The organism is Burkholderia anthina (genome assembly GCF_902498995.1).
Lineage (GTDB): Bacteria > Pseudomonadota > Gammaproteobacteria > Burkholderiales > Burkholderiaceae > Burkholderia > Burkholderia anthina.
Genome location: NZ_CABVLY010000032.1, coordinates 1 through 24619, shown reverse-complemented (window position 1 = coordinate 24619; position 24619 = coordinate 1). Strand labels below are relative to the sequence as shown.

The 24619-nt window shown below is 68.7% G+C and carries 22 protein-coding genes, 1 pseudogene and 1 riboswitch; of the genes and pseudogenes, 3 read left to right on the top strand and 20 right to left on the bottom strand.

What is annotated here, in order from left to right; translation table 11 throughout:
* Window positions 1-227 precede the first annotated feature (227 nt).
* A complete protein-coding gene (locus BME24068_RS30260; protein ID WP_174928245.1) occupies window positions 228-887 on the bottom strand; it encodes a HugZ family pyridoxamine 5'-phosphate oxidase in 660 nt (219 codons plus the stop codon).
* A gap of 282 nt (window positions 888-1169) precedes the next feature.
* On the opposite strand from BME24068_RS30260, the gene BME24068_RS30255 reads away from it, so the two are divergent.
* A complete protein-coding gene (locus tag BME24068_RS30255) occupies window positions 1170-2384 on the top strand; it encodes an MFS transporter (RefSeq protein ID WP_096508183.1) in 1215 nt (404 codons plus the stop codon).
* A gap of 94 nt (window positions 2385-2478) precedes the next feature.
* Here BME24068_RS30255 and BME24068_RS30250 read toward each other — a convergent pair whose 3' ends face one another.
* Both BME24068_RS30250 and BME24068_RS30245 read right to left on the bottom strand, forming a co-directional pair.
* Complete coding sequence (locus BME24068_RS30250) at window positions 2479-3621, bottom strand: branched-chain amino acid ABC transporter substrate-binding protein (protein ID WP_096508182.1); 1143 nt, start codon at window positions 3619-3621, stop codon at window positions 2479-2481.
* A gap of 499 nt (window positions 3622-4120) precedes the next feature.
* Window positions 4121-5200: an NAD(P)H-dependent flavin oxidoreductase gene (locus BME24068_RS30245; protein ID WP_174928244.1), complete on the bottom strand. Its 1080-nt coding sequence runs from the start codon at window positions 5198-5200 to the stop codon at window positions 4121-4123.
* A gap of 270 nt (window positions 5201-5470) precedes the next feature.
* On the opposite strand from BME24068_RS30245, the gene BME24068_RS30240 reads away from it, so the two are divergent.
* Window positions 5471-6163: a dienelactone hydrolase family protein gene (locus tag BME24068_RS30240; protein WP_096508180.1), complete on the top strand. Its 693-nt coding sequence runs from the start codon at window positions 5471-5473 to the stop codon at window positions 6161-6163.
* 67 nt (window positions 6164-6230) lie between these two features.
* Window positions 6231-7709, top strand: coding sequence for an amidase (locus BME24068_RS30235; RefSeq protein ID WP_174928273.1), 1479 nt, complete (start codon window positions 6231-6233; stop codon window positions 7707-7709).
* Window positions 7710-7803: 94 nt separating this feature from the next.
* On the opposite strand, the gene metF is transcribed toward BME24068_RS30235, so the two are convergent.
* The 17 genes and pseudogenes from metF to BME24068_RS30150 all read right to left on the bottom strand — a co-directional run.
* On the bottom strand, window positions 7804-8634 hold the full coding sequence (metF, locus tag BME24068_RS30230; RefSeq protein ID WP_096508178.1) for a methylenetetrahydrofolate reductase [NAD(P)H]: 831 nt from the start codon (window positions 8632-8634) through the stop codon (window positions 7804-7806).
* Window positions 8635-8658: 24 nt separating this feature from the next.
* Entirely contained in the window at window positions 8659-9012 is a 354-nt protein-coding gene (locus BME24068_RS30225) for a phage holin family protein (protein WP_096508177.1), read from the bottom strand.
* A gap of 98 nt (window positions 9013-9110) precedes the next feature.
* A complete protein-coding gene (gene ahcY / locus BME24068_RS30220) occupies window positions 9111-10529 on the bottom strand; it encodes an adenosylhomocysteinase (protein ID WP_096508176.1) in 1419 nt (472 codons plus the stop codon).
* 32 nt (window positions 10530-10561) lie between these two features.
* Window positions 10562-10684, bottom strand: a riboswitch (S-adenosyl-L-homocysteine riboswitch).
* A gap of 77 nt (window positions 10685-10761) precedes the next feature.
* Complete coding sequence (locus BME24068_RS30215; RefSeq protein ID WP_096508175.1) at window positions 10762-11496, bottom strand: RNA polymerase sigma factor FliA; 735 nt, start codon at window positions 11494-11496, stop codon at window positions 10762-10764.
* A 15-nt stretch (window positions 11497-11511) separates the two neighbouring features.
* The gene (locus tag BME24068_RS30210) at window positions 11512-12321 is read right to left on the bottom strand and encodes an AAA family ATPase (protein ID WP_174928243.1); all 810 of its coding nucleotides are present in this window, start codon (window positions 12319-12321) and stop codon (window positions 11512-11514) included.
* Window positions 12314-14098 carry a flagellar biosynthesis GTPase FlhF gene (gene flhF / locus BME24068_RS30205; RefSeq protein WP_174928242.1) on the bottom strand — a complete coding sequence of 595 codons (1785 nt, stop codon included), beginning with the start codon at window positions 14096-14098 and terminating at the stop codon, window positions 12314-12316. Before flhF ends, BME24068_RS30210 begins: the two co-directional genes overlap by 8 nt.
* The gene (flhA, locus tag BME24068_RS30200; RefSeq protein ID WP_096508172.1) at window positions 14095-16197 is read right to left on the bottom strand and encodes a flagellar biosynthesis protein FlhA; all 2103 of its coding nucleotides are present in this window, start codon (window positions 16195-16197) and stop codon (window positions 14095-14097) included. Before flhA ends, flhF begins: the two co-directional genes overlap by 4 nt.
* A complete protein-coding gene (gene flhB, locus BME24068_RS30195; protein ID WP_174928241.1) occupies window positions 16194-17390 on the bottom strand; it encodes a flagellar biosynthesis protein FlhB in 1197 nt (398 codons plus the stop codon). Before flhB ends, flhA begins: the two co-directional genes overlap by 4 nt.
* Before the next feature lie 353 nt (window positions 17391-17743).
* The gene (locus BME24068_RS30190; RefSeq protein WP_174928240.1) at window positions 17744-18241 is read right to left on the bottom strand and encodes a VOC family protein; all 498 of its coding nucleotides are present in this window, start codon (window positions 18239-18241) and stop codon (window positions 17744-17746) included.
* Between the two features lie 143 nt (window positions 18242-18384).
* Window positions 18385-19641 carry a DUF3443 domain-containing protein gene (locus tag BME24068_RS30185; RefSeq protein WP_096508169.1) on the bottom strand — a complete coding sequence of 419 codons (1257 nt, stop codon included), beginning with the start codon at window positions 19639-19641 and terminating at the stop codon, window positions 18385-18387.
* Window positions 19642-19657: 16 nt separating this feature from the next.
* Entirely contained in the window at window positions 19658-20161 is a 504-nt protein-coding gene (locus BME24068_RS30180) for a DUF2844 domain-containing protein (RefSeq protein ID WP_174928239.1), read from the bottom strand.
* A gap of 244 nt (window positions 20162-20405) precedes the next feature.
* Window positions 20406-21137 carry a protein phosphatase CheZ gene (gene cheZ / locus BME24068_RS30175; RefSeq protein WP_096508168.1) on the bottom strand — a complete coding sequence of 244 codons (732 nt, stop codon included), beginning with the start codon at window positions 21135-21137 and terminating at the stop codon, window positions 20406-20408.
* Between the two features lies 1 nt (window position 21138).
* The gene (gene cheY / locus BME24068_RS30170; protein ID WP_096508167.1) at window positions 21139-21534 is read right to left on the bottom strand and encodes a chemotaxis response regulator CheY; all 396 of its coding nucleotides are present in this window, start codon (window positions 21532-21534) and stop codon (window positions 21139-21141) included.
* 67 nt (window positions 21535-21601) lie between these two features.
* Window positions 21602-22693, bottom strand: a complete 1092-nt coding sequence (locus BME24068_RS30165) for a protein-glutamate methylesterase/protein-glutamine glutaminase (protein ID WP_174928238.1) — start codon at window positions 22691-22693, stop codon at window positions 21602-21604.
* Window positions 22690-23418 carry a chemoreceptor glutamine deamidase CheD gene (gene cheD / locus BME24068_RS30160; RefSeq protein ID WP_115531415.1) on the bottom strand — a complete coding sequence of 243 codons (729 nt, stop codon included), beginning with the start codon at window positions 23416-23418 and terminating at the stop codon, window positions 22690-22692. The genes BME24068_RS30165 and cheD overlap by 4 nt, the downstream gene beginning before the upstream one ends.
* Window positions 23415-24392, bottom strand: a complete 978-nt coding sequence (locus tag BME24068_RS30155) for a CheR family methyltransferase (protein ID WP_096509062.1) — start codon at window positions 24390-24392, stop codon at window positions 23415-23417. The genes cheD and BME24068_RS30155 overlap by 4 nt, the downstream gene beginning before the upstream one ends.
* Before the next feature lie 3 nt (window positions 24393-24395).
* Window positions 24396-24619, bottom strand: a pseudogene (locus tag BME24068_RS30150) (methyl-accepting chemotaxis protein); the annotation flags it as partial.

The following is a 24619-nucleotide window of genomic DNA, read 5'->3' as shown; positions in this document are numbered from 1 at the left end:
AAAATCCCGAGACCAATTGTAAATCACACACGTCATTTTGGGCCGCCACGGCCTTTTCTCAAATTTGTTCGCGGTTACATAGAGATTAGGACATTACCGATCGCGTATTAGGCCTGTCAGCATACGCAATTACCCTGCATGCGCAAAATCGAAGCTTTCATCTGGCGACAAGTTTGCGAAAATCGCCGCTCGCGGCCTGCCAAACGTGCAAACCGGCATGCGCGACGTCACGTCACATCACGCGCGCATGCAATCAGCCGATCGCGCAATGCGTCCGAATCAGCCGGCGTTACATCGAATGGCGTGCGTACGCGGCGGCCGTCGCAGCGCCAGTCGGCGCCGTGGCGGTCCACGCCGAGCAGTTCGAGCCCGTCGCGGCGCGCATCGCTCGCATCGTAGGCGCCCCAGAGCGCCCTTTCGTCGTCGAACCCGAGCGGCGGCCGCGCGTCGAGCCCCGCGCCGTCCACCCAGCCCATCCGGCCAAAGCCGCCGATATAGCGCAGCCGCTCGATGTCCAGCGCCCAGAACGTGAAATCGCCGAGCGCGAGATAGCGCGCGGCGTCCGGTTCGTAGCGCACGTAGCGTGCGGCGACATGCGGATCGTCGCCGAGCGGCACGAAACGGCCGAGCAGCGTCGCGCGCTCGGCATTGAGCACGTCGCCGTCCGGTGCGTCGACCACGAGAAAGCCCGCGCGCGGGTCGGCGGCGAGATTGCGCGTATGTTCGGCAAGACGGCTCACGAGAATCACGGGCCGATGGCTTGCATCGGGCGCAAACGGGACGACCGTCGGATACGGAAAACCCTGCGGGTCGCGCGCGTGGGTCGCGAGCGTGCCCAGCGCGCAGCGGTGCAGCAGGTGCAGGGCAAGGGCGGGATCGATGTTCACGGTGACTCCTGCGGTCGAAAGGCGGGCGCGGCGATGACGGCGGACGGGCGCGCAATGCGTGCCACGCGCCGGGCACCACGCATGTGCATCGATGTTACCTGCGCGCGCGACCTGCCACGCATCGGCCGGATGGATAACGAATGCGCCCGCGCCGATGCCGCGTGCGGTCGCGCCCGATCGGCCGGACGGCCAGTGCGCCGGCAAGACGGTAAGCGGTTCGATAGAATCGGACGAATCAGACGGGCGCGACGCGCCCGCGCATTTTCCATCGAAGAGCATCCCGTGTCCGAATCTTCCTCCCGATCCTCGTCCGATTTCGCCGCCGCGCCCGACGCGCATCGCGTGCTGGCCCTGCCGGTCCGCCAGCGCGCGCGCACGGCGACGATGGCGCTGTTCTTCATCGCCGGCATGATGTACGCGTCCTGGGGCGTGCACGTGCCGACCGTGCGCGACAAGTTCGCGCTGAGCCCGGGGCTGCTGTCGATCGCGCTGTTCGCGGTCGCGGGCGGCTCGATCGCCGCGATGCTGACGATCGCGCGCTGGATCGCGCGCGTCGGCTCGCAAACCGCGTGCCTCGCGGGCGGCCTCGTGCTGTCCGCGTGCGCGGCGCTGATCCTCGTCGTGCCCGACTACTGGATGCTGCTCGTCGTGCTCGCGCTGTTCGGTTTCTCGATGGCCACGCTGGACGTCGCGATGAACGCCGAGGCGAGCGCGGTCGAGATCGCGCTCGGCAAGCCGATCATGTCGTCGCTGCACGGGATGTTCAGCATCGGCGGGATGTCGGGCGCGGCGGCCGGCGGTGCGCTGCTGTCGGCCGGCATGGCGCCGGCCGTGCACCTGGCGCTCGCGGCGGCCGTCAGCGCGGCGGTGCTGCTGGCCGCGAGCCCGGCCGTGCTGCCGCACGTGCCGCATCACGAACACGCGCATGGCGGCGGCAATCGCTGGCGCTCGTCGGCACTGTGGATGCTCGGCGGCATCGCGCTCGTCGCGCTGATCGCCGAAGGCGCGATGTACGACTGGGCGACGGTCTACATGCGCGACGTGGTCGCGGCGAGCCCGGCGCTCGCGAGCGCCGCGTATGCCGCCTTCTCCGGCGGCATGGCGATCGCGCGCTTCGCGGGCGACGCCGTGCGGGCGCGCTTCGGCGCACCGCAGCTCGTGTTCGTCAGCGCGTCGCTCGCGTGCGCGGGGATGGTCGGCGCCCTGCTGCTGCCGAACCCGATAGCGGTACTGACGGGTTTCACGCTGATGGGCCTCGGCCTCGCGAACATGATGCCCGTGCTGTTCGCCGCGGCCGCGCGCGTGAAGGGAATCCACGCGGCCGAAGGCCTCGCGCACGTGGCCGGGCTCGCGTATTTCGGATTGCTGTTCGGTCCGGTCGTGATCGGCGCGGTCGCGCAAGCCGCGAACCTGACCATCGGGCTGTCGGTGGTCGCGCTGTGCGCGGCGCTCGTCGCGGGCGTCGCGCCGAAGGTGCTCGCGCATCTGAAGATCTGACGGGCGCGCCGCGCCTGATGCGGCTCCCTCAAAAGAAAGCGCGCCTGCGTTGCCGCAGGCGCGCTTTCACCCCTTCTGTCGACCGCTTTTCAGCTTACATCTTCACTTCGTCGAGCAGCGTCTTCTTGCCGCTCTTGTAGTTGTACAGCGAAATCACGCCGTGCTGCAGGTCGCCCTTCGAGTCGAAGGTCGTCGTGCCGATCACGCCCGTGTAGTTCGTCGCCGGCATGGCCGCGAGGATCTTCGCCGGGTCCGTCGAGTTCGCGCGCTTCATCGCATCGACGATGATGTACACGGCATCGTACGTGAACGGTGCGTAGATCTGGATCGGCTGGCCGAAACGCTTCTCGTACTTCGCCTTGAACGCGGCACCGCCCGGCATCTTCTCGAGCGACGCACCTGCTTCCGAGCACACGATGTTGTCGGTCGCATCGCCGGCCAGGTCGGCCAGCTTCTCCGTGCACACGCCGTCGCCCGCGAAGATCTTCGCGCGCAGGCCGAGCTGCTTCGCCTGTTTCGCGAACGGGCCGCCGGTGGCGTCCATGCCGCCGTACATGATCGCGTCCGGATTCTCGCCCTTGATCTTGGTCAGAATCGCGCGGAAGTCGACCGCCTTGTCGTTGGTCGCGTCGTGCGACATCACCTTCAGGCCGAGCGCTTTCGCCTTCTTCTCGAACTCGTTCGCGAGACCCTGGCCGTACGCGGTCGAATCGTCGACCACCGCCACGCTCTTGATGCCCTTCGAGTGCGCGTAGTTCGCCAGTGCCGGGCCCTGCTGCGCATCGGTCGCCACCACGCGATACGTGGTCTTGAAGCCTTGCTGCGTGTATGCCGGGTTGGTCGCCGACGGCGAGATCTGCACGATGCCCGCATCGCTGTAGATCTTCGAGGCCGGGATCGACGTGCCCGAGTTCAGGTGGCCGACCACCGCGACGACCTTGTCGTCGACGAGCTTCTGCGCAACCTGCGTGGCCTGGCGCGGGTCGGCCGCGTCATCCTGCGCATCCAGTTGCAGCGTGATCTTCTGGCCGCCGATCGAGAGACCCTTCGCGTTGATCTCCTCCACTGCGAGACGTGCACCGTTTTCGTTGTCCTTGCCCAGGTGTGCAATACCGCCCGTCAAAGGCGCGACGTGGCCGATCTTGACGACTTGATCGGCGGCCGCGTTGCTTGCAGCTGCAACGCACAGCATCGCCGCAGCGGTGATCGGCAACAGCTTTTGCATCTTGATATTCATGTAAGTCTCCAGTTTCGGTCCCAATAAACGCCATCGCCCGGTGCCCCGCTGCCATCCCTGTGTTTGCATTCACTGGACGATTCGCCGGTTGCATCGTTCATGCACTTGGCCTCAAGCACGTGGAGAAACAGCCGCTTTTAGCAACTGCCCGCCCGTACTTGCGCGCAAGTGTAGGTGATCAAATTAATTTGTGGGACTTTTTTGGGGTAGTGGTAACACTACCGATACGGCGCTTTGGAATAACCACTCGAATATCGCTGCAAGCCCCGCCGGATAAGGGTTTCCGCTAATCGTCAGAAGCTGGATGAAAGCTCGCTTTAAAGCATTCCCGCGCCATTTCGATTCGGTATTTTGTGCACGGGATCGTTGAATGAAACGCGCGTGACAACACGCGCGTTTCTGGCTCGGCGACGAACCGTTCAGGCCGCTTCCGGACGGCTCGTGCGGGCATCGACGCTTTCATGCAGGCATCGAACCGTTCGGACAGGTGTCGCTCCATTCATGCGAGCGTCGCACGCCATTCGGCGTCGAGCGCCGCGACGAGTTGCGACGTCGTCAGCGCGGCGTCGCGTCGCCGCGCGAGCGGCGCGCCCTGCCCGGCCCACAGCGACAGATAGTCGCCGTCGTTCGCGCGCGCGGCCGCCTGGCGCAGCGGCTGCGTCAGCGCGTTCTGCACCGGATACGGCGCGGCGTCGGCGACACGCTCGCCGAGCCGCGCCATCAGCGTGTTGCGCAACCCGCGCGCATGGCGCCCGGTGATCGCGCGCGTCACCTGCGTCGACGTATCGGCGCTCGCGAGCAGGCGCGCTTTCCAGTCGGCCGCGATCGCGCTCTCCGCGCAGGTGAGGAACGCGGTGCCGAGCTGTGCGCCCTGCGCGCCCAGCGCGAGCGCGGCGGCGATCCCGCGGCCGTCCATGATGCCGCCCGCGGCGAGCACCGGCAGGCCGGTCGCATCGACGAGCTGCGGCACCAGCGCGAGCGTGCCGATCAGCGCATCGTCGGCCGGGCCGATGAAGGTGCCGCGATGCCCGCCGGCCTCGGCCCCCTGCGCGGACAACGCGTCGGCGCCGGCCGCCTGCCACGCGAGCCCTTCGGCAACGTGCGTCGCGGTGCCGATCACGTAGGTGCCGACGGCCTTCAGGCGCGCGACGTCGGCCGCGTCGAGCACGCCGAACGTGAAGCTCGCGACCGGCACGCGCAGTGTGACGAGCGCATCGAGCTGCGCGCGGAAGTCGGGCGCATACCGCGCGGGCGCGGTGCCCGGCGGCAACCCGAGCGTCGCATTCAGCGGATCGATCGCGGCGAGCGCACGCGCAACGGTCGCCGCGTCGGGCGAGGCATCCGGCAGCACGAACAGGTTCACGGCGAACGGACGATCGGTCGCCGCGCGAATGGCGTCGACTTCGGCCGCGAGGCGATCGGGCGCGAACGCGCCGGCGCCGAGACTGCCGAGCGCGCCGGCATTGGAAGCGGCCGCGACCATCGCGGCCGTGGTCGCGCCGACCATCGGCGCCTGCACGAGCGGCAGGCGCAGGCCGAAGCGTTCGGAAAACGGTGTGGAGAATGAACGGGCGGACATGGCGAATCCTTCGATGACGATGCGCGAAAGCGCTTTGTAAAGGCCGACACATCGACTCTATCGAAGCGGCGCGGCGCCGAAAAATGAATAATCGAGATCGAAACGATCGCTGCGCGAGAAGCGGGTTCGACAACGTGCGGGAGAAGCACGTCCGCATCGCGGGCGCATACCTTGCGCGCGCTGCACCACCCCGGGATTGGTGGCACACTAGGCCGCCCCTCTTCCACCCACGGCGCGCATCGCGCGCACCCGTTCGCCAGGAGTTCAAACGTGACTGCCCAATGGATCGACATCCCGACCGGTAACGACAGCTTCGGCGGCTATCTCGCGCTGCCCAAGCGCGGCAAAGGCCCCGCCGTCATCATCATCCAGGAGATCTTCGGCGTGAACTCGCACATCCGCGCGGTCGCGGATCAGTACGCGGCCGACGGCTTCGTCGCGCTCGCGCCGGACGTGTTCTGGCGCACGCAGCCGCGCGTCGAGCTGACCTATGAAGGCGCCGATCGCGACAAAGGCATCGAGCTGATGAAGAAGACCGACATCGGCCTCGCGGTCGCGGACATCGGCGCGGCCGCCGACGCGCTGCGCGCACGCCCCGAAGTCGCCGGCAAGATCGCCGCGATCGGCTACTGCTTCGGCGGCCAGCTCGCGTATCGCGCGGCGGCCGCGGGCAAGGTCGATGCGGCGGTCGCCTATTACGGCGGCGGCATCCAGAATGCGCTCGACCTCGCCGGCAAGGTCACGCAGCCGATCCTGTTCCACTACGCGGAAAACGATCACGGGATCCCGCTCGAGGCCGTCGAACAGGTGAAGGGCGCATTCGCGGGCCGCGGCAACGCGTCGTTCCACGTGTACCCGGGCGCCGAGCACGGCTTCAACTGCACGGACCGCGCGTCGTACCATCAGCGCGCATCGGCGCTCGCGCACGGCCGCACGCTGACGTTCCTCGCCGAGCAGCTGTAAGCGCAAGCGGGGCCGGCCCCGCGTTATTCTCCTTTCATCGCCACGAGTCACAACGGGGGTGACAGCGATGCACTCGGACTATCTCGCGCACGACGCGATCGGCCTCGCCGCGCTCGTGCGCGAACGCAAGGCGAGCCCGCGCGAACTGCTCGACGCCGCGATCGGGCAGGCCGAAGCGGTCAACGGCGCGGTCAACGCGATCGTGCTGCAGGACTACGACGCCGCGCGCAAGCGGGCGGAGCCGGCCGCCGATGCCGGCGCCGACGCACCGTTCGCCGGCGTCCCGTATCTCGTGAAGGATCTCGGCGCGGCGGTCGCCGGGCTGCCGCTGTCGATGGGCAGCCGGCACTACCGCTACTTCGTGCCCGCCGACGATTCGCCGGTGATCGCGCGAAGCCGCGCGGCGGGGCTCAACGTGTTCGGCAAGACCAACACGTCCGAGATCGGCCAGATGCCGTACACCGAACCCCAGCTGTTCGGCGCGTGCCGCAACCCGTGGAACCTCGATCACACGCCGGGCGGTTCGAGCGGCGGCGCGGCGGCGGCCGTCGCGGCCGGCATCGTGCCGATCGCGCATGCGTCCGACGGCGGCGGCTCGATCCGGATTCCGGCATCGTGCTGCGGGCTGTTCGGCCTGAAGCCGAGCCGCAACCCGCTGCTGGTCGACCTGCCGTCGAACGGCGAGCTGGTCGTCCAGCACGCGGTCGCGCGCAGCGTGCGCGACAGCGCGCTGCTGCTCGACGTGACGACCGGGCAGACGCTGCCGCCCGGCGCGCCCGGCACCTACCTCGGCGCGCTCGACACGCCGCCCGGCCCGCTGCGGATCGGCCTCGTCGTCGATCCGATGCTCGCGCCCGCGCTCGCCGGCGATACGCTCGCCGCGCTGAACGACGCGGCCGCGCTCGTCGAATCGCTCGGCCATCACGTCGAACCGGCGACGCTGAACATCGACCATGCCCGCGCGGCCGAAACCTTCCTCACGCTGTGGGCGACGATCGCCGAGGAGATGGTGCTCGGCGCGCGCGCGCTGACCGGGCGCCCCCCGAAGCGCAACGAGTTCGAGCCCGCGACGTGGGCGATGGCCGTCGTCGGCCGGCGCGTGGCGCGTGCGCGCCTGCCGGACGTGCTCGAATGGCAGCGCCAGCTCACCGTGCAGGTGGCCGGCCTCGTGTCGCGCTACGACGCGATTCTGTGCGCGACACTCGCGGGCCCGCCGGTCAAGATCGGCGAGCTGCAGCCGACGTCGTTCGAAGCCGCGCAGATGAAGCTGCTCGGCGTGCTGCCGGTGAAGCCGCTGCTGCAGGAAATGCTGTCGAAGGCGTCGGAGAAGGCGTTCGCGTGGGCCGGCTGCACCGAGCTGTTCAACCTGACCGGGCAGCCCGCGATGTCGGTGCCGCTCTACTGGAACGCACGCGGGCTGCCGATCGGCGTGCAGTTCGTCGCGCGCCATGCCGACGATGCGCTGCTGCTCCGGCTCGCGCGCCAGCTCGAACAGGCGCGGCCGTGGTTCGACCGGCGCCCGCCGCTGATGCAGGCGCAGCGCTGAACCGGGCCGGGCCGAACCGAACCGCGCCGCGGCAATAAAAAAGCCCCGCCGGCAGAACCGGCGGGGCTTTTCGCATGCGGACGTCGCGCAGCGCTTAGCCGGCGAGTCGATCGCAGATCGTCCGGGTCGCGGACGCCGCGTTCAGCGTGTAGAAGTGCAGCCCCGGCACGCCCGCGTCGATCAGGCGCCGGCACAGATCGGTGACGACATCCGCGCCGAATGCACGGATCGCGTCGCGATCGTCGCCGAAGCTCTCGAGCCGGCGCGCGACCCAGCGCGGCACTTCCGCGCCGCACATTTCCGAGAAGCGCATCAGTTGCGAGAAGTTCGTGATCGGCATGATGCCCGGCACGATCGGCACGTCCACACCCAGCTTGCGCGCATCGTCGACGAAGCGGAAATACGCGTCGGCGTTGAAGAAGTACTGCGTGATCGCGGAATTCGCGCCGGCCTTCACCTTGCGCGCGAAGTTCTCGAGATCGGCCTTGGGCGAACGCGATTGCGGGTGGTACTCCGGATAACCGGCGACTTCGATGTGGAACCAGTCGCCATGCTCGGCGCGGATGAAGCTGACGAGCTCGGACGCATAACGCAGCTCGCCGACCGCGCCCATCCCCGACGGCAGGTCGCCGCGCAGCGCGACGATATGCCGGATGCCGTGCGAGCGGTATTGGTCGAGGATCGCGCGCAGGCTGTCGCGCGACGAGCCGATGCACGACAGGTGAGGGGCGGCCTCGAGGCCGTCCTTCTGCATGTCGAGCACGGTATCGAGCGTGCCCTGCTGCGTCGAGCCGCCGGCGCCGAACGTCACGGAGACGAATTTCGGCTTCAGCGGCAGCAGCTGCGCACGCGTCGCGCGCAGCTTCTCGACGCCTTCCGCCGTTTTCGGCGGGAAGAATTCAAACGAGAGTTCGATCGGTTTCATGATTCGGAAGAGAGGCCCGCGCCGTCAGCCGAAGTCGCGCTGCCCGAAGATCAGCGCGGACAGCAGCCACGACACGATGCTGTACAGGATCGAACCGAAGAAGGCGGACCAGAAACCCGACACCTCGAAGCCCTTCAGCAGCGACGACGCGAACCAGAAGCACAACGCGTTCACGACGAGGATGAACACCCCGAGCGTGACGATCGTGACGGGCAGCGTCAGCAGGATCAGCACCGGACGAATCACCGTGTTGATCAGGCCCAGCACGACCGCGATGATCAGCGCGGTGCCGAAGCTCTTGATGTGGATCGACGGCACGAGGTACGTGATGATCAGCAGCGCGAGGGCGTTGATGACCCAGGTGAGGATGACGCTCATGGAGGGCTCCGGTTCGGTTGTCGATCTGTGCGGTCAGGCGCCGCCGCCGCGCCGCGCGCCCCGTAGCGGGGCGTGCGCGGCACGGTAGCGGCGACGCATCAGTAGCGGTAGTGGTTCGGCTTGAACGGGCCGTCCTTCTGCACGCCGATATATGAAGCCTGCTCGTCCGACAGCACGGACAGGTTCGCGCCGATGCGCGCGAGGTGCAGGCGCGCGACCTTTTCATCGAGGTGCTTCGGCAGCACGTACACCTTGTTTTCGTACTCGGCGCCGCGCACGAACAGTTCGATCTGCGCGAGCGTCTGGTTCGCGAACGAGTTCGACATCACGAACGACGGGTGGCCGGTCGCGCAGCCGAGGTTCACCAGGCGGCCTTCGGCCAGCAGGATCACGCGCTTGCCGTCCGGGAAGATGATGTGGTCGACCTGCGGCTTGATGTTTTCCCACTGGTACTGGCGGGTCGACGCGACGTCGATTTCCGAGTCGAAGTGGCCGATGTTGCAGACGATCGCGTTGTGGCGCATCGCCTTCATGTGATCGTGGCCGATCACGTGGAAGTTGCCGGTCGCCGTCACGAAGATGTCGGCCTTGTCGGCCGCGTATTCCATCGTCACGACGCGGTAGCCTTCCATCGCCGCCTGCAGCGCGCAGATCGGATCGATTTCGGTGACCCACACGGTCGCGCCCAGGCCGCGCAGCGATTGCGCGCAGCCCTTGCCCACGTCGCCGTAGCCCGCGACGACCGCGACCTTGCCCGCGATCATCACGTCGGTCGCGCGCTTGATGCCGTCGACGAGCGATTCACGGCAGCCGTACAGGTTGTCGAACTTCGACTTGGTGACCGAGTCGTTCACGTTGAACGCCGGGAACGGCAGGCGGCCGTCCTTTTCCATCTGGTACAGGCGGTGCACGCCGGTCGTGGTTTCCTCGGTCACGCCCTTGATGTGCGCGAGGCGCGTCGAGTACCAGGTCGGGTCGGCGTCGAGGTGCGTCGCGATCGACTTGTACAGCGCGACTTCTTCCTCGTTGGTCGGCTTCGCGATCACCGAACGGTCCTTCTCGGCCTTCGAGCCGAGGATCAGCAGCAGCGTTGCGTCACCGCCGTCGTCCAGGATCATGTTCGCGAATTCGCCGTTCGGCCATTCGAAGATGCGGTGCGAGAACTCCCAGTATTCGTCGAGCGACTCGCCCTTGAACGCGAACACCGGCGTGCCCGATTCGACGATCGCGGCAGCCGCGTGGTCCTGCGTCGAGAAGATGTTGCACGACGCCCAGCGGACATCGGCGCCGAGCGCCTTCAGCGTCTCGATCAGCACGCCGGTCTGGATCGTCATGTGCAGCGAACCCGCGATGCGCGCGCCCTTCAGCGGCTGCTGCGCCTTGTATTCGTCGCGGATCTGCACGAGGCCCGGCATTTCGGTCTCGGCGATGTTCAGTTCCTTGCGGCCCCAGCCGGCAAGCGCCATGTCGGCGACGACGTAATCCTTGGAAGCCTGGGAATCGATAATGGCGTTCATCACGCCCTCCTTTCTAAAAAGTTTCTAGATTGGTGACGTGAGCGCCGTTCAGGAAGCGGGGCCGGCGCGAATCCAACATCTCGCCGCACGGCTGCTTGGTGAAGCTCTCCGAGCCTGGCGGACGCAGAAGGTCCGTCGCAACGCTCCTCGGAAAACGGGAGGGATTGTAGCAAATCGGCGCGAGAATTGCGCGGCACGCGCGGCGTCCGCGCGCGTGGGCACAATGAAAGGGTCAGGTTTCCGCGCCGACCCACGCCTGTTCGCGCAACCGCGCGCGCAGCCGCGCAACGGCCTGGCTGTGCAGCTGGCACACGCGCGACTCGCTGACTTCGAGCACCGCGCCGATCTCGCGCAGGTTCAGCCCGCGCTCGTAATACAGCGACATCAGCAGCTTCTCGCGCTCGGGCAGCCGCTCGATCGCGTCGACGAGCGCATCGCGCAGATGGTCGTCGAGCAGCGCCGACAGCGGATCGGCGTGATCGACGCGATAGCGGTCGAGGAACGGCTCGTCGTCGGCCGCGCGGTCGAAATCCTCGTAGTAGATGAGCTGGCTGCCGTGCAGGTCCTGCAGCATCCCCTGGTATTCGTCGAGCGGCATCTTCAGGTGCTGCGCGATCTCGGCCTCGCTCGCCGAGCGGCCGAGCTGCTGCTCGACCTGGTGCACCGCGTGCTCGACCTCGCGCGACGTCTTGCGCAGGCTGCGCGGCAGCCAGTCGTTGCTGCGCAGCTCGTCGAGCATCGCGCCGCGAATGCGCTGCGTCGCATAGGTCTCGAACTGCGCGCCCTGGTCTTCCTTGTAGCGGCCGGCCGCATCCATCAGGCCGATCATGCCGGCCTGGATCAGGTCGTCGAGATCGACGCTCGCCGGCATCTTCGCGACGAGCTGCAACCCCAGGCGCCGCACGAGCGGCGCGTATTGCGCGAGCACGTCGGCCTGGGTCATCTTTCCTTGAGCGTTGTACATCATGGCTCTCTCCTTCGCTCACGCGGCGTGGGCCGCACTCGCCTCGTACGACGGCTTGCCGCCCGCGTGGACGGCGCGGCCCGCCCCCGAACGCGGGCGCATCGGCCAGTACAGCAAGTCGGCGGCAATCTGCCGGTAGTCGCGCGCGGCCGCCGACGACGGGAACGCGTCGACCGCGGTGTGCGTCAGTTCGCGCGCCCGCTCGACGAGCGGGTCGGCGCTCACGCAGCCGGCATCCGCGATCGACACCGTCAGGTAGCGGCTCGCGACGCCCGCCAGGTTGTCGAAGGCGGTCTTCGCGTCCGCGTGGTTGCCGACGTGGTTGGTCAGCACGCGGAACTGCGCGAGCGCTTGCGCGAAGTGCAGGCGCTTCATGCACGCGTAGGCTTCGGTGATCGCCTTCGCGGAAACCCGCGTGACGATCAGCACGTCGTGCGCCTCGCGCGCGAGCGCCGAGAGCGCGCCGTCGGCGCCGGGCCGCGCATCGACCAGCACGATGTCGGCCTGGCCGTCGATGAAGTCGCTCAACTGCGCATCGCTGTAGCCGCCCTGCCCGGCCGCGCACAGGCCGAAGCCGGCGGCCACCCGCGTGCGTTCGCCGTCGCGCAGCCGTGCGCCCGCGAGCGTCGCGGTGGCCGAACGCGCGCCGGCGCGCTCGTCGACGACGAGCACGTCCTTGCCGAGCGCGGCCAGCGCCGCCGCGAGGTTCACGACGGTGGTGGTGCAGCCGACGCCCGCCGGGCCGCCCGTCACCGCGACGACGCGCGACGCGCGTCCGGCCAGCAGGCGGCGCAGCCCTTCGGCCTGGTCGATGATCCGTTTATCCAAATCGCACCTCGTGCAGCTCGGCGGTGGAACGTGCGGTCAGTGCGGAAAGCAGCGTCGGCATGTCCTCGTCCTGCGGCACGAAGGGCGAGCCGTCACGCGGCACACAGAACGCGCTTTTCAGCAGGAAGCGGGTCGTCGCGACATACAGGTTCTCCGGCACCTTCTGGCCGGTCGACACGTAGTGAACGGGCAGCTTGTAGCGGATCACCGTGTCGAGCACGCCGCCCAGGTGCGTCGCCTCGTCGAGCTTGGTCAGGATGCAGCCGGCGAGGCCCGGGGATGCCGCCTGCGGATGCTCGCCCGCGCTGCGGTACGCCTGGACGACTTCGTTGAGCGTGTCGCCGTGGCTCGTCGCGTTGAGCAGCAGCAGGCGCTGCACCGGCGCGTTCGCGCCGTGCAGCATCGCGATCTGGTCGGACAGCGCGCGATCGCGCTGGCTCATGCCGATCGTGTCGATCAGCACGATGTGCTTGTTGCGCAGTTCGGACAGCGCGAGCGCGAGATCGCCCGCATCCTTCACCGCGTGCACCGGCACGCCGAGGATCTTGCCGAAGATGCGCAGTTGCTCGTGACCGCCGATCCGGTAGCTGTCGGTGGTCAGCAGCGCGACCTTGCTCGCGCCGAAGCGCATCACGCAGCGCGCGGCGAGCTTCGCGGTGGTGGTCGTCTTGCCGACGCCGGTCGGCCCCATCAGCGCGAACACGCCGCCGCGCTCCATCAGCGCATCCTCGCTGTCGAGCACCGGCAGGTTCGCCGCGAGCACCGACTGCGCCCATTCGAGAGCCTGCTCGAAGGTCTGCGTGCCGTCGCCCGGCGGCAGGTTGTCGACCAGCATCCGCACGAGCTGCGCGGAGAAGCCGGCCGCGAACAGGTGCTTGGTCAGCGCGCCGTGCACCGGGCTGCGGCGCTGGCGATCGTGCCACATCAGGCTGTCGAACTGCTCCTGCATCATCCCGCGCATCGCGCCGAGCTCGTGCATCACCGTGTCGTTGACGACGCTTTCGATACGCGACTTCACGGCGTCGGCGACCACGGCGGCCGCGTCGGCGGACAGGCGCGCGCGCTCGGCCGGCTTCGCGGCGTCCGCGTCGTTCGCACGGGCGGCGGCGGTGTCGTTCGTACGGGCGGTGGCCGCGGTCGCGGCCGGCATCCGGCGTTCGGCGTCGCGCACGATGTCGCGCGCCCAGCCGGCCGGCGCCGCGTCCTGCGGTGCGGGGGCCGGCGCTTGCGGCGCGGCGGGTGCCGCGTGGGTACGGATCATCAGCGCGTCGCGCTGCTGCGTCAGGCGCTTCGCGTGCTCGACGAGCCACGGCGCAGGTTCGGAGGACGTCGCGGGCGCGGCGGCTGCGGACGCCGACGCGGCGCGCGACGGCGACAGCTCGGCCGGCGCATTCGTGTCGGCGTCGAACGTGGCCGGCTCCGTCGTTTCGGCGCTGGCGCCGAACACCGACGAGAACACGTCCGGCAGGCCGCCGGCGCCGGCGGCATACGGATTGCCGGCCGGACGCGCGGGCGCGGGCGCGACGCCCGGGCGCGACACGATGCCCGGCACCGCGGCGGCCGGCACGGACTCCGGCACGCGCGGCGCGCTCGCGCGCGGGCGGACGGCAGCCGACGGCGCGACCGCGGCGAGGTCCGAATCGGCGAGTGCAACGATTTCGACGCTACCGTCATCGAGCGTGCGGTTCGACAGCACGACGGCGTCGGCGCCGAGTGCTTCGCGCACGAGGCGAAGCGCGTCGCGGCTGGTCGCGCCGGTGAATTTGCGAATGTTCAAGCGGGACCCCCGATGACGTTAACGACTTTGATCGTGCGTGTATCCGGCACTTCGGCGTACGACAGCACTTTCAATTGCGGCAGGCTGCGGCGCAGGAAACGCGCGAGCATCGCGCGCAACGCGTGCTGCACGAGCAGCACGGGCGGCAGCCCGAGATTCTGTTGACGCAGCATCGCTTGCTGCGTGCCGGTCAGAAGGTTGTGCGCAAGGCCCGGCTCGAGGCCCGGATTTGCGCCGGTGGCGAGCGCCTGCGACAGCACGCGCTCGAGATTCGAATCGAGACCCATCACCTGCATCTCGCCCGCGCCCGGATACCACTGCTGCGTGATCGCGCGGCCGAGCGACAGCCGTACCGCGGCGGTGATCTCGTACGCGTCGCCGCGGCCCGCGTGTTCGGACACGGATTCGAGGATCGTGCGCATGTCGCGGATCGGCACGCCTTCGTCGAGCAGGTTCTGCAGCACTTTCTGCAGCGTCGTGAGCGAGATCGTCTTCGGCACGAGATCCTCGACGAGCGACGGCGCGTCCTTGCCGGTGCGCTCGACGAGCGCCTGCACTTCCTGGCGGCCGAGCAGTTCGGCCGCATGCTGGACGACCAGATGGTTCAGGTGCGTCGCGACCACCGTGCTCGCATCGACCACCGTGTAGCCGTACACCTGCGCCTGCTCGCGCATCGCGACGTCGATCCACACGGCCGGCAGCCCGAACGCCGGATCCTGCGTGAGCGCGCCCGGCAGCGCGGCCGTCACCTGGCCCGGGTTGATCGCGAGCCACTGGCCCGGGAACACTTCGCCGGTACCGATCTCGACGCCCTTCAGCGCGATCCGGTACGCGTTCGGCCGCAGCTCGAGGTTGTCGCGGATGTGGATCACCGGCGGCAGGAAGCCGATTTCCTGCGCGAATTTCTTGCGGATGCTCTTGATGCGCTTGAGCAGCTCGCCGTCGCTGTTCTTGTCGACGAGCGGAATCAGCCGGTAGCCGACTTCGAGGCCGAGCGGATCGATCAGCTGCACGTCGTCCCAGGTCGCTTCGTGGCTTTCGCCCGGCAGCGCGGCGGGCGGCGCGATCTCGGTCACGTCGCCGGCCGCCACGCGGGCCGCCGCGCGGCGGGTCTGGGTGCGCGCCAGCCAGATCGCGCCGCCGCCGAGCGCGAGGAACGCGAAGTGCGGCATGCCCGGGATCAGCCCCATCAGCACGATGATCGAGCCGGTGATGACCAGCACGCGCGGGTTCGCGAACAGCTGGCCGGTGATCTGCGTGCCGATGTCCTCGTCGGTCGCGACGCGCGACACGATCACGCCGGCCGCCGTCGAGATCACGAGCGACGGAATCTGCGCGACGAGACCGTCGCCGATCGTCAGCAGCGTGTAGTTGGTGCCCGCCGCGGCGAAGCTCATGTCGTGCTGGACCATCCCGACGATCAGCCCGCCGATCACGTTGATCGCCATGATGATCAGGCCGGCGATCGCGTCGCCGCGCACGAACTTCGACGCGCCGTCCATCGACCCGTAGAACTCGGCTTCCTGCGCGACCGCGGTGCGGCGCTTGCGCGCCTGCTCTTCGTTGATGAGGCCCGCGTTCAGGTCGGCGTCGATCGCCATCTGCTTGCCCGGCATCGCGTCGAGCGTGAAGCGCGCGGACACTTCGGCGATCCGCCCCGCGCCCTTCGTGATGACCATGAAGTTGATGATCATCAGGATCACGAACACGACGATGCCGACCGCGAAGTTGCCGCCGACGAGGAAGTGGCCGAACGCCTCGATCACCTGGCCGGCCGCGTCGGGGCCGGTGTGGCCCTCGAGCAGCACCACGCGCGTCGACGCGACGTTCAGCGACAGGCGCAGCAGCGTCGAGAACAGCAGCACGCTCGGGAATGCCGCGAAATCGAGCGGCTTCATCGTATACATGCTGACGAGCAGCACCATCACCGACAGCGCGATGTTGAACGTGAACAGCAGATCCAGCAGCATCGGCGGCAGCGGCAGGATCATCATCCCCAGGATCATGCAGATGAGGATCGGGCCGGCGAGCGCGCGCAGGTTGGTGCCGGCAAACGGGTTCGGGCGCTTGCCGAACAGGCCGGTGGTCGGGGTGCTCATGCCGCGCCTCGCGTGCCGAGTGCGTCGTCGGCTTCCTCGCGTGCGTCGTCGGCCGGCACCGACGTGCCCTGGTCGAGCTCGGCCGGCACGGCGAGATCGACCGGCGCCGCCGGGAACGCGCCGCCTTCCGCGCGGAAGCGCTTGAGCTGGTAGACCCACGCAAGCACCTCGGCGACGGCCGAGTACAGCGAGCCGGGAATCTCGCGTTCGAGTTCGACGTTGTGATACAGCGCACGCGCGAGCGGCGGCGCTTCGAGCAGCGGCACGTTGTGCTCGGCCGCGAGCTCGCGGATGCGTGCGGCGACGAGGTTCACGCCCTTCGCGACGACCTTCGGCGCGCGCATCTCGCCATCCGTGTATTGCAGCGCGACGGCGAAGTGCGTCGGGTTCGTGACGACCACGTCGGCCTTCGGCACGGCAGCCATCATCCGGCGCCGCGCGATCGCGCGCTGCTGCTGGCGGATGCGGCCCTTCACGTGCGGATCGCCTTCGTTCTCGCGATGCTCGCGCTTCACTTCTTCCTTCGTCATGCGCAACTTCTTGTTGTACTGCCAGATTTGGTAAGGCACGTCGAGCGCGGCGACGACCAGCATCCCGGCAACGGTCGTGCCGCAGCACACGGCGACCAGATGCAGCGCGTCGGCGAGCGCCGCGCCGAGCGGCTGGGTCGCGAGGCCGAGCAGTTCGTCCTTGCTGCGCCAGATCGCGATCCCGCCGATCCCGCCGACGACGAGCGTCTTCGCGAGCGACATTCCCAACTGGATCGGCCCCTGGATCGAGAAGATGCGGCCGAGGCCGGAGATCGGGTTCAGGCGGTCGAACTTCAGTTCGAAGGTCTTTTGCGAGATCAGCCAGCCGCCGAGCGCCATCGGCGCGGCCAGCGCGGCCAGGCCGGTCAGCGCGAGCAGCGGCAGCAGCGCGGCGAAGCCTTCGGCGCTCGCGCTGCCGGCCGCGGACAGCATCCGGTTCGTGTCGAACGCCGTCGCGCGGTCGAACGAGAAGGCGCCGCGCAGCATCGTCTGCAGATGCGCACCCGACGGACCCGCGAGCAGCCATGCGCCATAGAACCCGGCCGCGAGCAGCGCGAACGAAGCCAGTTCGCGCGAACGCGCGACCTGCCCCTCCTCGCGCGCCTTCTCGCGGCGTCTCGGAGTGGCGGCTTCGGTTCTGTCGAGATCGCTCTCGTCTGCCACGGGGCCTCCAGTCGGGTACGGCGAAATGCCGCTTTCCAGTGACACCGATTATTCATGCGCGCGTCAAACGCCGATCGGTCGAGCAAAGCCGGGAAAGGGGGGTATTTCAGGGAATCGGACGGGCTTGAGGCGGGGGAATCGGGGGCACGAACGGCGGCGCGGCGGGGGGACGGTGAAGGTGACGACGGAGGAAGGGAGGATGCGGCAATGCGGCAATGCGGCAATGCGGCAATGCGGCGGATTCGACCCGGAGGTGAAGCGGCGAGGCAAGCCGCCCCGAGGCGGCAGCGCCGCACGCCAGGGCGCACCGGCCCGCATGCCGGCCACGCGAGGCCGGCATGCGGGCGCGGTTCCTACCCGGCCGCCGCCTGCTGCAGCAGCCCGAGATCGAGCTTCTTCATCTTCATCACCTGCGCCATCACGCGCTCGGCGCGCGCCGGGTCGCCCGTCATCAACCCGGACATCTGCACCGGCACGACCTGCCACGACACGCCGAAGCGGTCGCGCAGCCAGCCGCACTGCTGCGCGCGCTCGTCGCCGCCATCGGACAGCGCCGCCCAGTAGCGGTCGATCTCGTGCTGGTCGCGGCAGTTCACCACGAACGACACGGCCGGCGTGAGCGGAAACGCCGGACCGCCGTTCAGCGCGAGGAACGCCACCCCGTCGAGCTCGAACGACACGGTCATCACCGCGCCCTCCGCGTGCCCGGACACCTGGGCACCGGCCTTGCCGTAGCGCGCGACGTGCACGATGCGCGCGTCGTCGAACACCGACACGTAGAAGTTGGCGGCCGCCTCGGCGTCGCGGTCGAACCACAGAAACGGCGTGATGCGTTGAAAGCGCCGGCTCATGATGCTGCCTCCTCGATGTCTTGCGGGCATCCGTGCCTGGTCTTATATCGTAGGCGCTGGATCCGTACGCCGCCCGAGGCCGCCCCGGGGATAAAAAAAGGGGCGATCGCTCGCCCCCTTTTGCTGCCGTGCCGCGTGCGCGATCAGAACGCGACGTAAGGCGCCGCGCCGCCGCTCGCGGTCTTGTCCATCCCGAAGTAGATCGTCTTGCCGTAGAAGTGCGGCATGCCGAGATCGAGCCATCCGGACGCGCCGAACGGGCCGGCGATGTCGTTGAACGCGAACGTCGACGGGTTCGCGAACAGCGAATCGGCGTTCTGGATCGACATCGACACGCCGCCCGTCGTCCCGTTCTGGCCGGTCAGCGTCGCCGTGTAGGTCGCCGTCGACGACGGGCAGTAGAACTGCGTGTTGGTCGAGCACTTCGTCTGCGACGAGTCGCTGAAGAAATACGCGTTCGAGCCCGTATCGAAGAACGCGGTCACGCTGCCGCCGAGGAACGTCGCGCTCACGTCGCCCGTCGTCGCCGACGTCATCACCGTCGACGCGGCGAGCGCGTTGTTGCTCTGCGTGCCGATCCCGAACGTCAGCTGGCCGGTCGCGCTGCTCTGCCCGCTGTTGGAAATGCTCGGCATCTGCACGATCACGCCGTTGTTGTCCGTCGCGAAACGATGAACCGGGTTGGCGACCTGCTGCGCAATCGGCACCAGCGCAACCGCACAGCTCGAATTGCCGTTCGGGCACGCATAGTAGTTGTTGTAGGTCGCCGACGTCGACGTCGCGCAGTTCGTGCCGCAGTCCACCGGCGCCGGCCCGATGCCGAGAATGCCGTTCGCGCCGAGATCGCTGGCCGAGTTCGCCGACGCTCCGCCGTTGGTGCACGAGCTCGGTACGCCGGTCGTGCCGAGGTCGCCGATGATCTGCACCGGCAGCGAGCCCGCCTGCTCCGAGCCGATCGTCAGATCGACGGTACGCACCGTGCCCCACGTGTAGCTGGACACGAACTTGCCGCATTCGGCGACCGGCGCGCCGCCGCTCGTCACCTGCGGCAGGCTGCCGAGCACGCCCGACACGGCGCTGCCGACCAGCCGCAGCCCGTACGACGCCGTGTCGACGAGCACGTTGTTGACCACCTGGCAGTTCGACGTGCCGGGCACGCAGATCTTCACGCTGACGGTCGGGATGTTGATCACGCGCGCGACGCCGGTGCCGACGGTGATCACGGCCGTATTGGCGGTGTTGCCGTCCGATACGCCGGCGTTGCCGCCGTTATTGCCGTTGTTACCGTTGTTGTTGTTATCGCCGCCGTCGCCGCCGCCGCATGCCGTCACGAGCATGGCCGTCGCGGCCGCCAGGCTCAGCAGGCCGAGCCAGCGCTTGAATGTACGAGGAATTCGCAAGGTCGCTCTCCCGCTGTCACTGGATGTCGGTGCCGGTCAGCCCGGCAGGCAGCGCCGCCGGCAGCCACGCCTGGCCCGCGAACGCGCCCATGTGGCCGCCCGTGCGGATCACGAGATTGCTCGTGTCGACGGACACCGGTGCGCGCCAGCCGCGCGCCGCGTGCGCCGCCTGAACGCCGGCGGTGTACTGCGGGAAATAGCTGCCGAGGAGCGACGCCAGATCCGGCATCGCCGGCCCGCGCCACGCGAGGCCGAACACGGTGCCGGCCGCGGACGTGTATTCGTGGATGACGGTGCCCGATCCGAGCGTGATTTCGCGCACGGTATAGGCGGCCGCGCTCGCCTGTGCGCCGTCGGCCGAGCGCATCGCGCGCTGCAGCGCGCGCACGGTGGCCGCGTGATCGTCCGCCGGCGGCGACATCGGCGCGCCGCCCAGTTCGGCCTGTGCGTGGACGGTCCACAGCACACCCATCGCAACCGCCGCATGCGCGGCGGTCCAGCCCAAGCGTTTCAGCTTCACGTTCCCCCCCAAAGGGACTGGCTTCGTTGCCGTCGGCCCCGCTGTCAGGCTCGGCGCCGCAGGTCAACCAATGAAAGTCGTAAGAATGACGCTTCGTTGCTGCTGACGCGTAGTATGCCTGCGGAGTGTGTCCGAGTGTCAAATCGACGCAGCGCGGCCCGCTCGCGGCGGGCCCGGGGGAAACGTGAAAGCCATGCGCACCGGGCCGCTCCACGACATGGAGGGCCGGCGCGATGCCGCAGGGTCAGAAGCCCAGGCTCGCGAGCAGATCGTCGACCTGCGCCTGGTCCTGCACCACGTCGGACTTGCCTTCGGGCGCGACCTGCGGCCCGTTCAGCAGCGACTCGGGGCTGCCGGTCGTGCTCACGTGCTCGGCCGCGAGCGCGGCCGCGGTCGCCGCGAACTGCTCGCGCCGCTCGGGCGCGATGTTCTCGACGAGCACGGTGAGCAGTTGCTGCTCGATCAGGTAGACCATGTCCATGATCTTCTTGATCACCTGCCCGGTCAGATCCTGGAAATCCTGCGCGAGCATGATCTCGAGCAGTTGCGCGCTGGTCGCGGACGTCGCGTCGGGCAAGCCGTGCAGGAACGCGCGCGTGTCGCCCATCAGCTCGCGCACTTCCGCGTGCTCGATCGGCGCCGCGTACCACTGCGCCCAGCGCGCATCGAGCGCCTCGGCCTCGTTCTGGATGCGCTCCTGCACGGGCTTCGCGATCTCGATCGCGTTCAGCACGCGCTCGGCCGCCTGCTCGGTCATCGTCGCGACATAGCGCAGCCGGTCGCGCGCGTCGGGCACGGCTTCGGCCGCGCGCTCGACATGCTTGTCGAGCCCGAGCTCGCGCATCGAATCGCGCAGCGTGCGCGTGAGCTGGCCGATGCGCGCGAGGATGCGGTCGCTCGCGAGGTCGGCGCCTTCGGCGTGGCTGTCGGCGTCGAACCCCGCGCCGGCGAGCGCCGCATGAATCGGCTCGTTCACGTCAGCTCCCGGCCTTCGCCATCTTGTCGATGATCTTGTTCAGCTTCTCGTCGAGCGTCGCGGCCGTGAACGGCTTCACGACGTAGCCGCTCGCGCCGGCCTGCGCGGCCGCGATGATGTTCTCCTTCTTCGACTCGGCCGTGACCATCAGCACCGGCAGGTGCGACAGCGTCGCGTCCCCGCGGATTTCCTTCAGCATCGCGAGACCGTCGAGGTTCGGCATGTTCCAGTCGGAGATCACGAAGTCGAAGCCGCCGCCGCGCAGGCGCGCCAGGCCGGCCGCGCCGTCCTCGGCTTCGTCGACGTTCGCGTAGCCCAGTTCCTTGAGCAGGTTGCGGACGATCCGGCGCATCGTCGGGAAATCGTCCACCACCAGGATTTTCATGCTCTTGTCCATCGTCGTTCCTTTGCAGATTCGTTACCGTCGGGCCGCGCAACCTTGCACGCGTCCCGTGACATTTCATTCAGACCCGCTGTACGCGGTCGCCCATCGTCGCGAGGCGCGCCATCACGCGCCGGCTCATCTCCGCAAGCGGCGCCACCTCTTCCGCGCCGCCGAGCGCGATCGCCTCGCGCGGCATGCCGAACACGATGCAGCTCGCCTCGTCCTGCGCGAACGTGTGGGCGCCCGCGCGCTTCATGTCGAGCAGCCCGGCCGCGCCGTCGCGCCCCATCCCCGTGAGGATCACGCCGATCGCGTTCTTGCCCGCGTGCTGCGCCGCCGAGCGGAACAGCACGTCGACCGACGGCCGGTGACGGTTCACCGGCGGCTCCTCCGACAGCTGCGCGATGTAGTTCGCACCGCTGCGCGCGAGCAGCAGGTGCGCATGGCCCGGCGCGATGTACGCATGGCCCGGCAGCACGCGCTCGCCGTGCTCGGCTTCCTTCACCGCGATCCGGCACAGGCCGTTCAGCCGCTGCGCGAACGATTTCGTGAAGCCCGGCGGCATGTGCTGCGCGATCAGCACCGCCGGCGCGTCCGGCGGCAGCGGCGTCAGCACTTCGCGGATCGCCTCGGTGCCGCCCGTCGATGCGCCGATGATGATCAGCTTCTCGGTACTGACGAGCGGATTGTTGATCATCGGCGCAGCCGGCTGGCCGCCCGCCGCGCGCGCGGCGGCCTGCGGCTGCGGCGCCTGCCGCACGCGGGCGCGCGACGCCGCGCGAATCTTGTCGGCGAGCTTTTCCGCGTAGTCGAGCATGCCGTCGCGGATCCCGACGCGCGGCTTCGTCACGAAATCCACCGCGCCGAGTTCGAGCGCGCGCAGCGTGATTTCCGAGCCGCGCTCGGTCAGCGACGACACCATCACGACCGGCATCGGCCGCAGCCGCATCAGCTTCTCGAGGAAGTCGAGCCCGTCCATGCGCGGCATTTCGACGTCCAGCGTGAGCACGTCCGGGTTGTGCTGCTTGATGAGCTCGCGCGCGACCAGCGGATCGGGTGCGGTCGCGCACACCGTCATGTCGGGCTGGCTGTTGATGATCTCCGTCATCAGGCTGCGAATCAGCGCCGAGTCGTCGACGCACAACACTTTGATCTTCTGCACTGCGGTCATGCCTCCTGCTTTCTCGAAAGGTTGGCCGCGCCGGCATTCGCGCTCGTCGCCGGCGCACCACCGGCGCCGCGCGCGCCGAACAGCTCGATGCGCGGACGCGCCGGCGGCGGCGCGGCCGGCCGCTGCGCCGCGAACAGCTCGACGTGCGCGCGCGGCCGCGCGGCGCGCACGCGGTTGGCCTCCGCGGCTTCGCGCTCGGTCACGCCCGGCACCTGCAGCCGCAGCTTCTTCACCATCGCGCGCCCCGTGTGCGGCATGAACGCGACCTTGCGCGGATGCACGCCCTGCAGATCCTCCGCGGTAATGCGAATGCGCTCCAGCGCGAGATAGCGGCGCACGAAATCCGCGTTGCGATCGCCGATGTTGATGGTCGTCATCCCGGCCAGCACGGCCGCGCCGCCGAACACCTTCGCCTCGAAGCGTTCGCGGCGCCCGCCCGCCTTGATCAGTTCGTTGATCAGCACTTCCATCGCATACGCGCCGTAGCGCATCGATTCCGACGCGGCCGCGCCCGCATCGGCGCCGTCGTCGGGCAGCATGAAGTGATTCATCCCGCCGATGCCCGCGAACGGATCGTGCAGGCAGGCGGCGACGCACGAGCCGAGCACGGTCATCAGCACCATGTCCTCGGACGTCGTGTAGAACTCGTTCGGCAGCAGCTTCACGCCGGGGCGTTCGAAGTGATTGTCGAAGTAGCGATTGGTCGCGATCGGCAACGCGCTCATCCGCGGTCTCCGTAAGCGGGCGCGGCGCCCGCGGCGCGAACGTGTGCGCGCGGCGACACCGCCGCGACACCGCGCGCACGCGTGCCCGGCACGGCATCGCGCGTCAGTTCGTACACCGTCTGCCCGCGCAGCCGGAATGCCTGCGTGACGTACGTGAAGTTTTCCGAATGACCGGCGAACAGCAGCCCGCCCGGCTTCACGAGCGGCTCGAAGCGCGACAGCACCTGCCCTTGCGTCGGCTTGTCGAAATAGATCATCACGTTGCGGCAGAAGATCGCGTCGAACGGCTTCGCGATCCCGTAGTCGGCATCGGTCAGGTTCAGCTGTTCGAAGCGGATCATCGCGCGCAGCTCCGGGCGCACCTTCACGCGGCCGGCCTGCGCGCCGGTGCCTTTCAGGAAGAAGCGCTTGAGCCGCTCCGGCGCCAGATGCTTGACCTGGTCGTACGTATAGATGCCGGCCTCGGCCTTCGCGAGCACCTGCGTGTCGAGGTCGGTCGCGAGGATCGATGCGCCGCGCGCGGCCGATTCGCCGAGCGCCTCGATCAGCGTGATCGCGATCGAATACGGCTCTTCGCCGGTCGACGCCGCCGAGCACCACACCGACACCGGTGCCGCGCGGCCCTTCACGAAATCCGCGAGGATCGGAAAATGGTGCGACTCGCGGAAGAACGCGGTCAGGTTCGTCGTCAGCGCGTTGGTGAACGCTTCCCACTCGAGCGGATCGTTCTCCTGTTCGAGCAGGTCGAGGTAGTCGCGAAACGTGTCGAGCCCGCGTGCGCGCAGCCGGCGCGCGAGACGGCTGTACGCCATGTCGCGCTTGTGCTCGGACAGCGAGATCCCCGCGCGTTGATGAATCAGCGCGCGGATGCGTGCGAAATCCGCGCCGGTGAACGCGAAGTCGCGCCCCGGCTCGCCCGCGCGAGGCGAGGCGTCCGGTGCATCGGGTCGAAACGGTGCGCGCGCGGCCGACATGGCTTAGAAGGTCTCCCAGTCGTCGTCGGACGTGCCGGCGGCGGCCAGCGCCGGCTTCTCGCCGTTCAGCGCCGGACGCAGCAGCGCGGGCTTGTCGGCCGCCTTGGGCGCCGCGGCGGCCGTCTTCGACAGACGCGGGCCGTAGCCGCTCGCGGCCGGCGCGTCCTTCCGCGTGCGCGCGCCGCCATCGGCCGCGCGCTTCGGTTCGTGGCTCGCGGCCGGGCCCG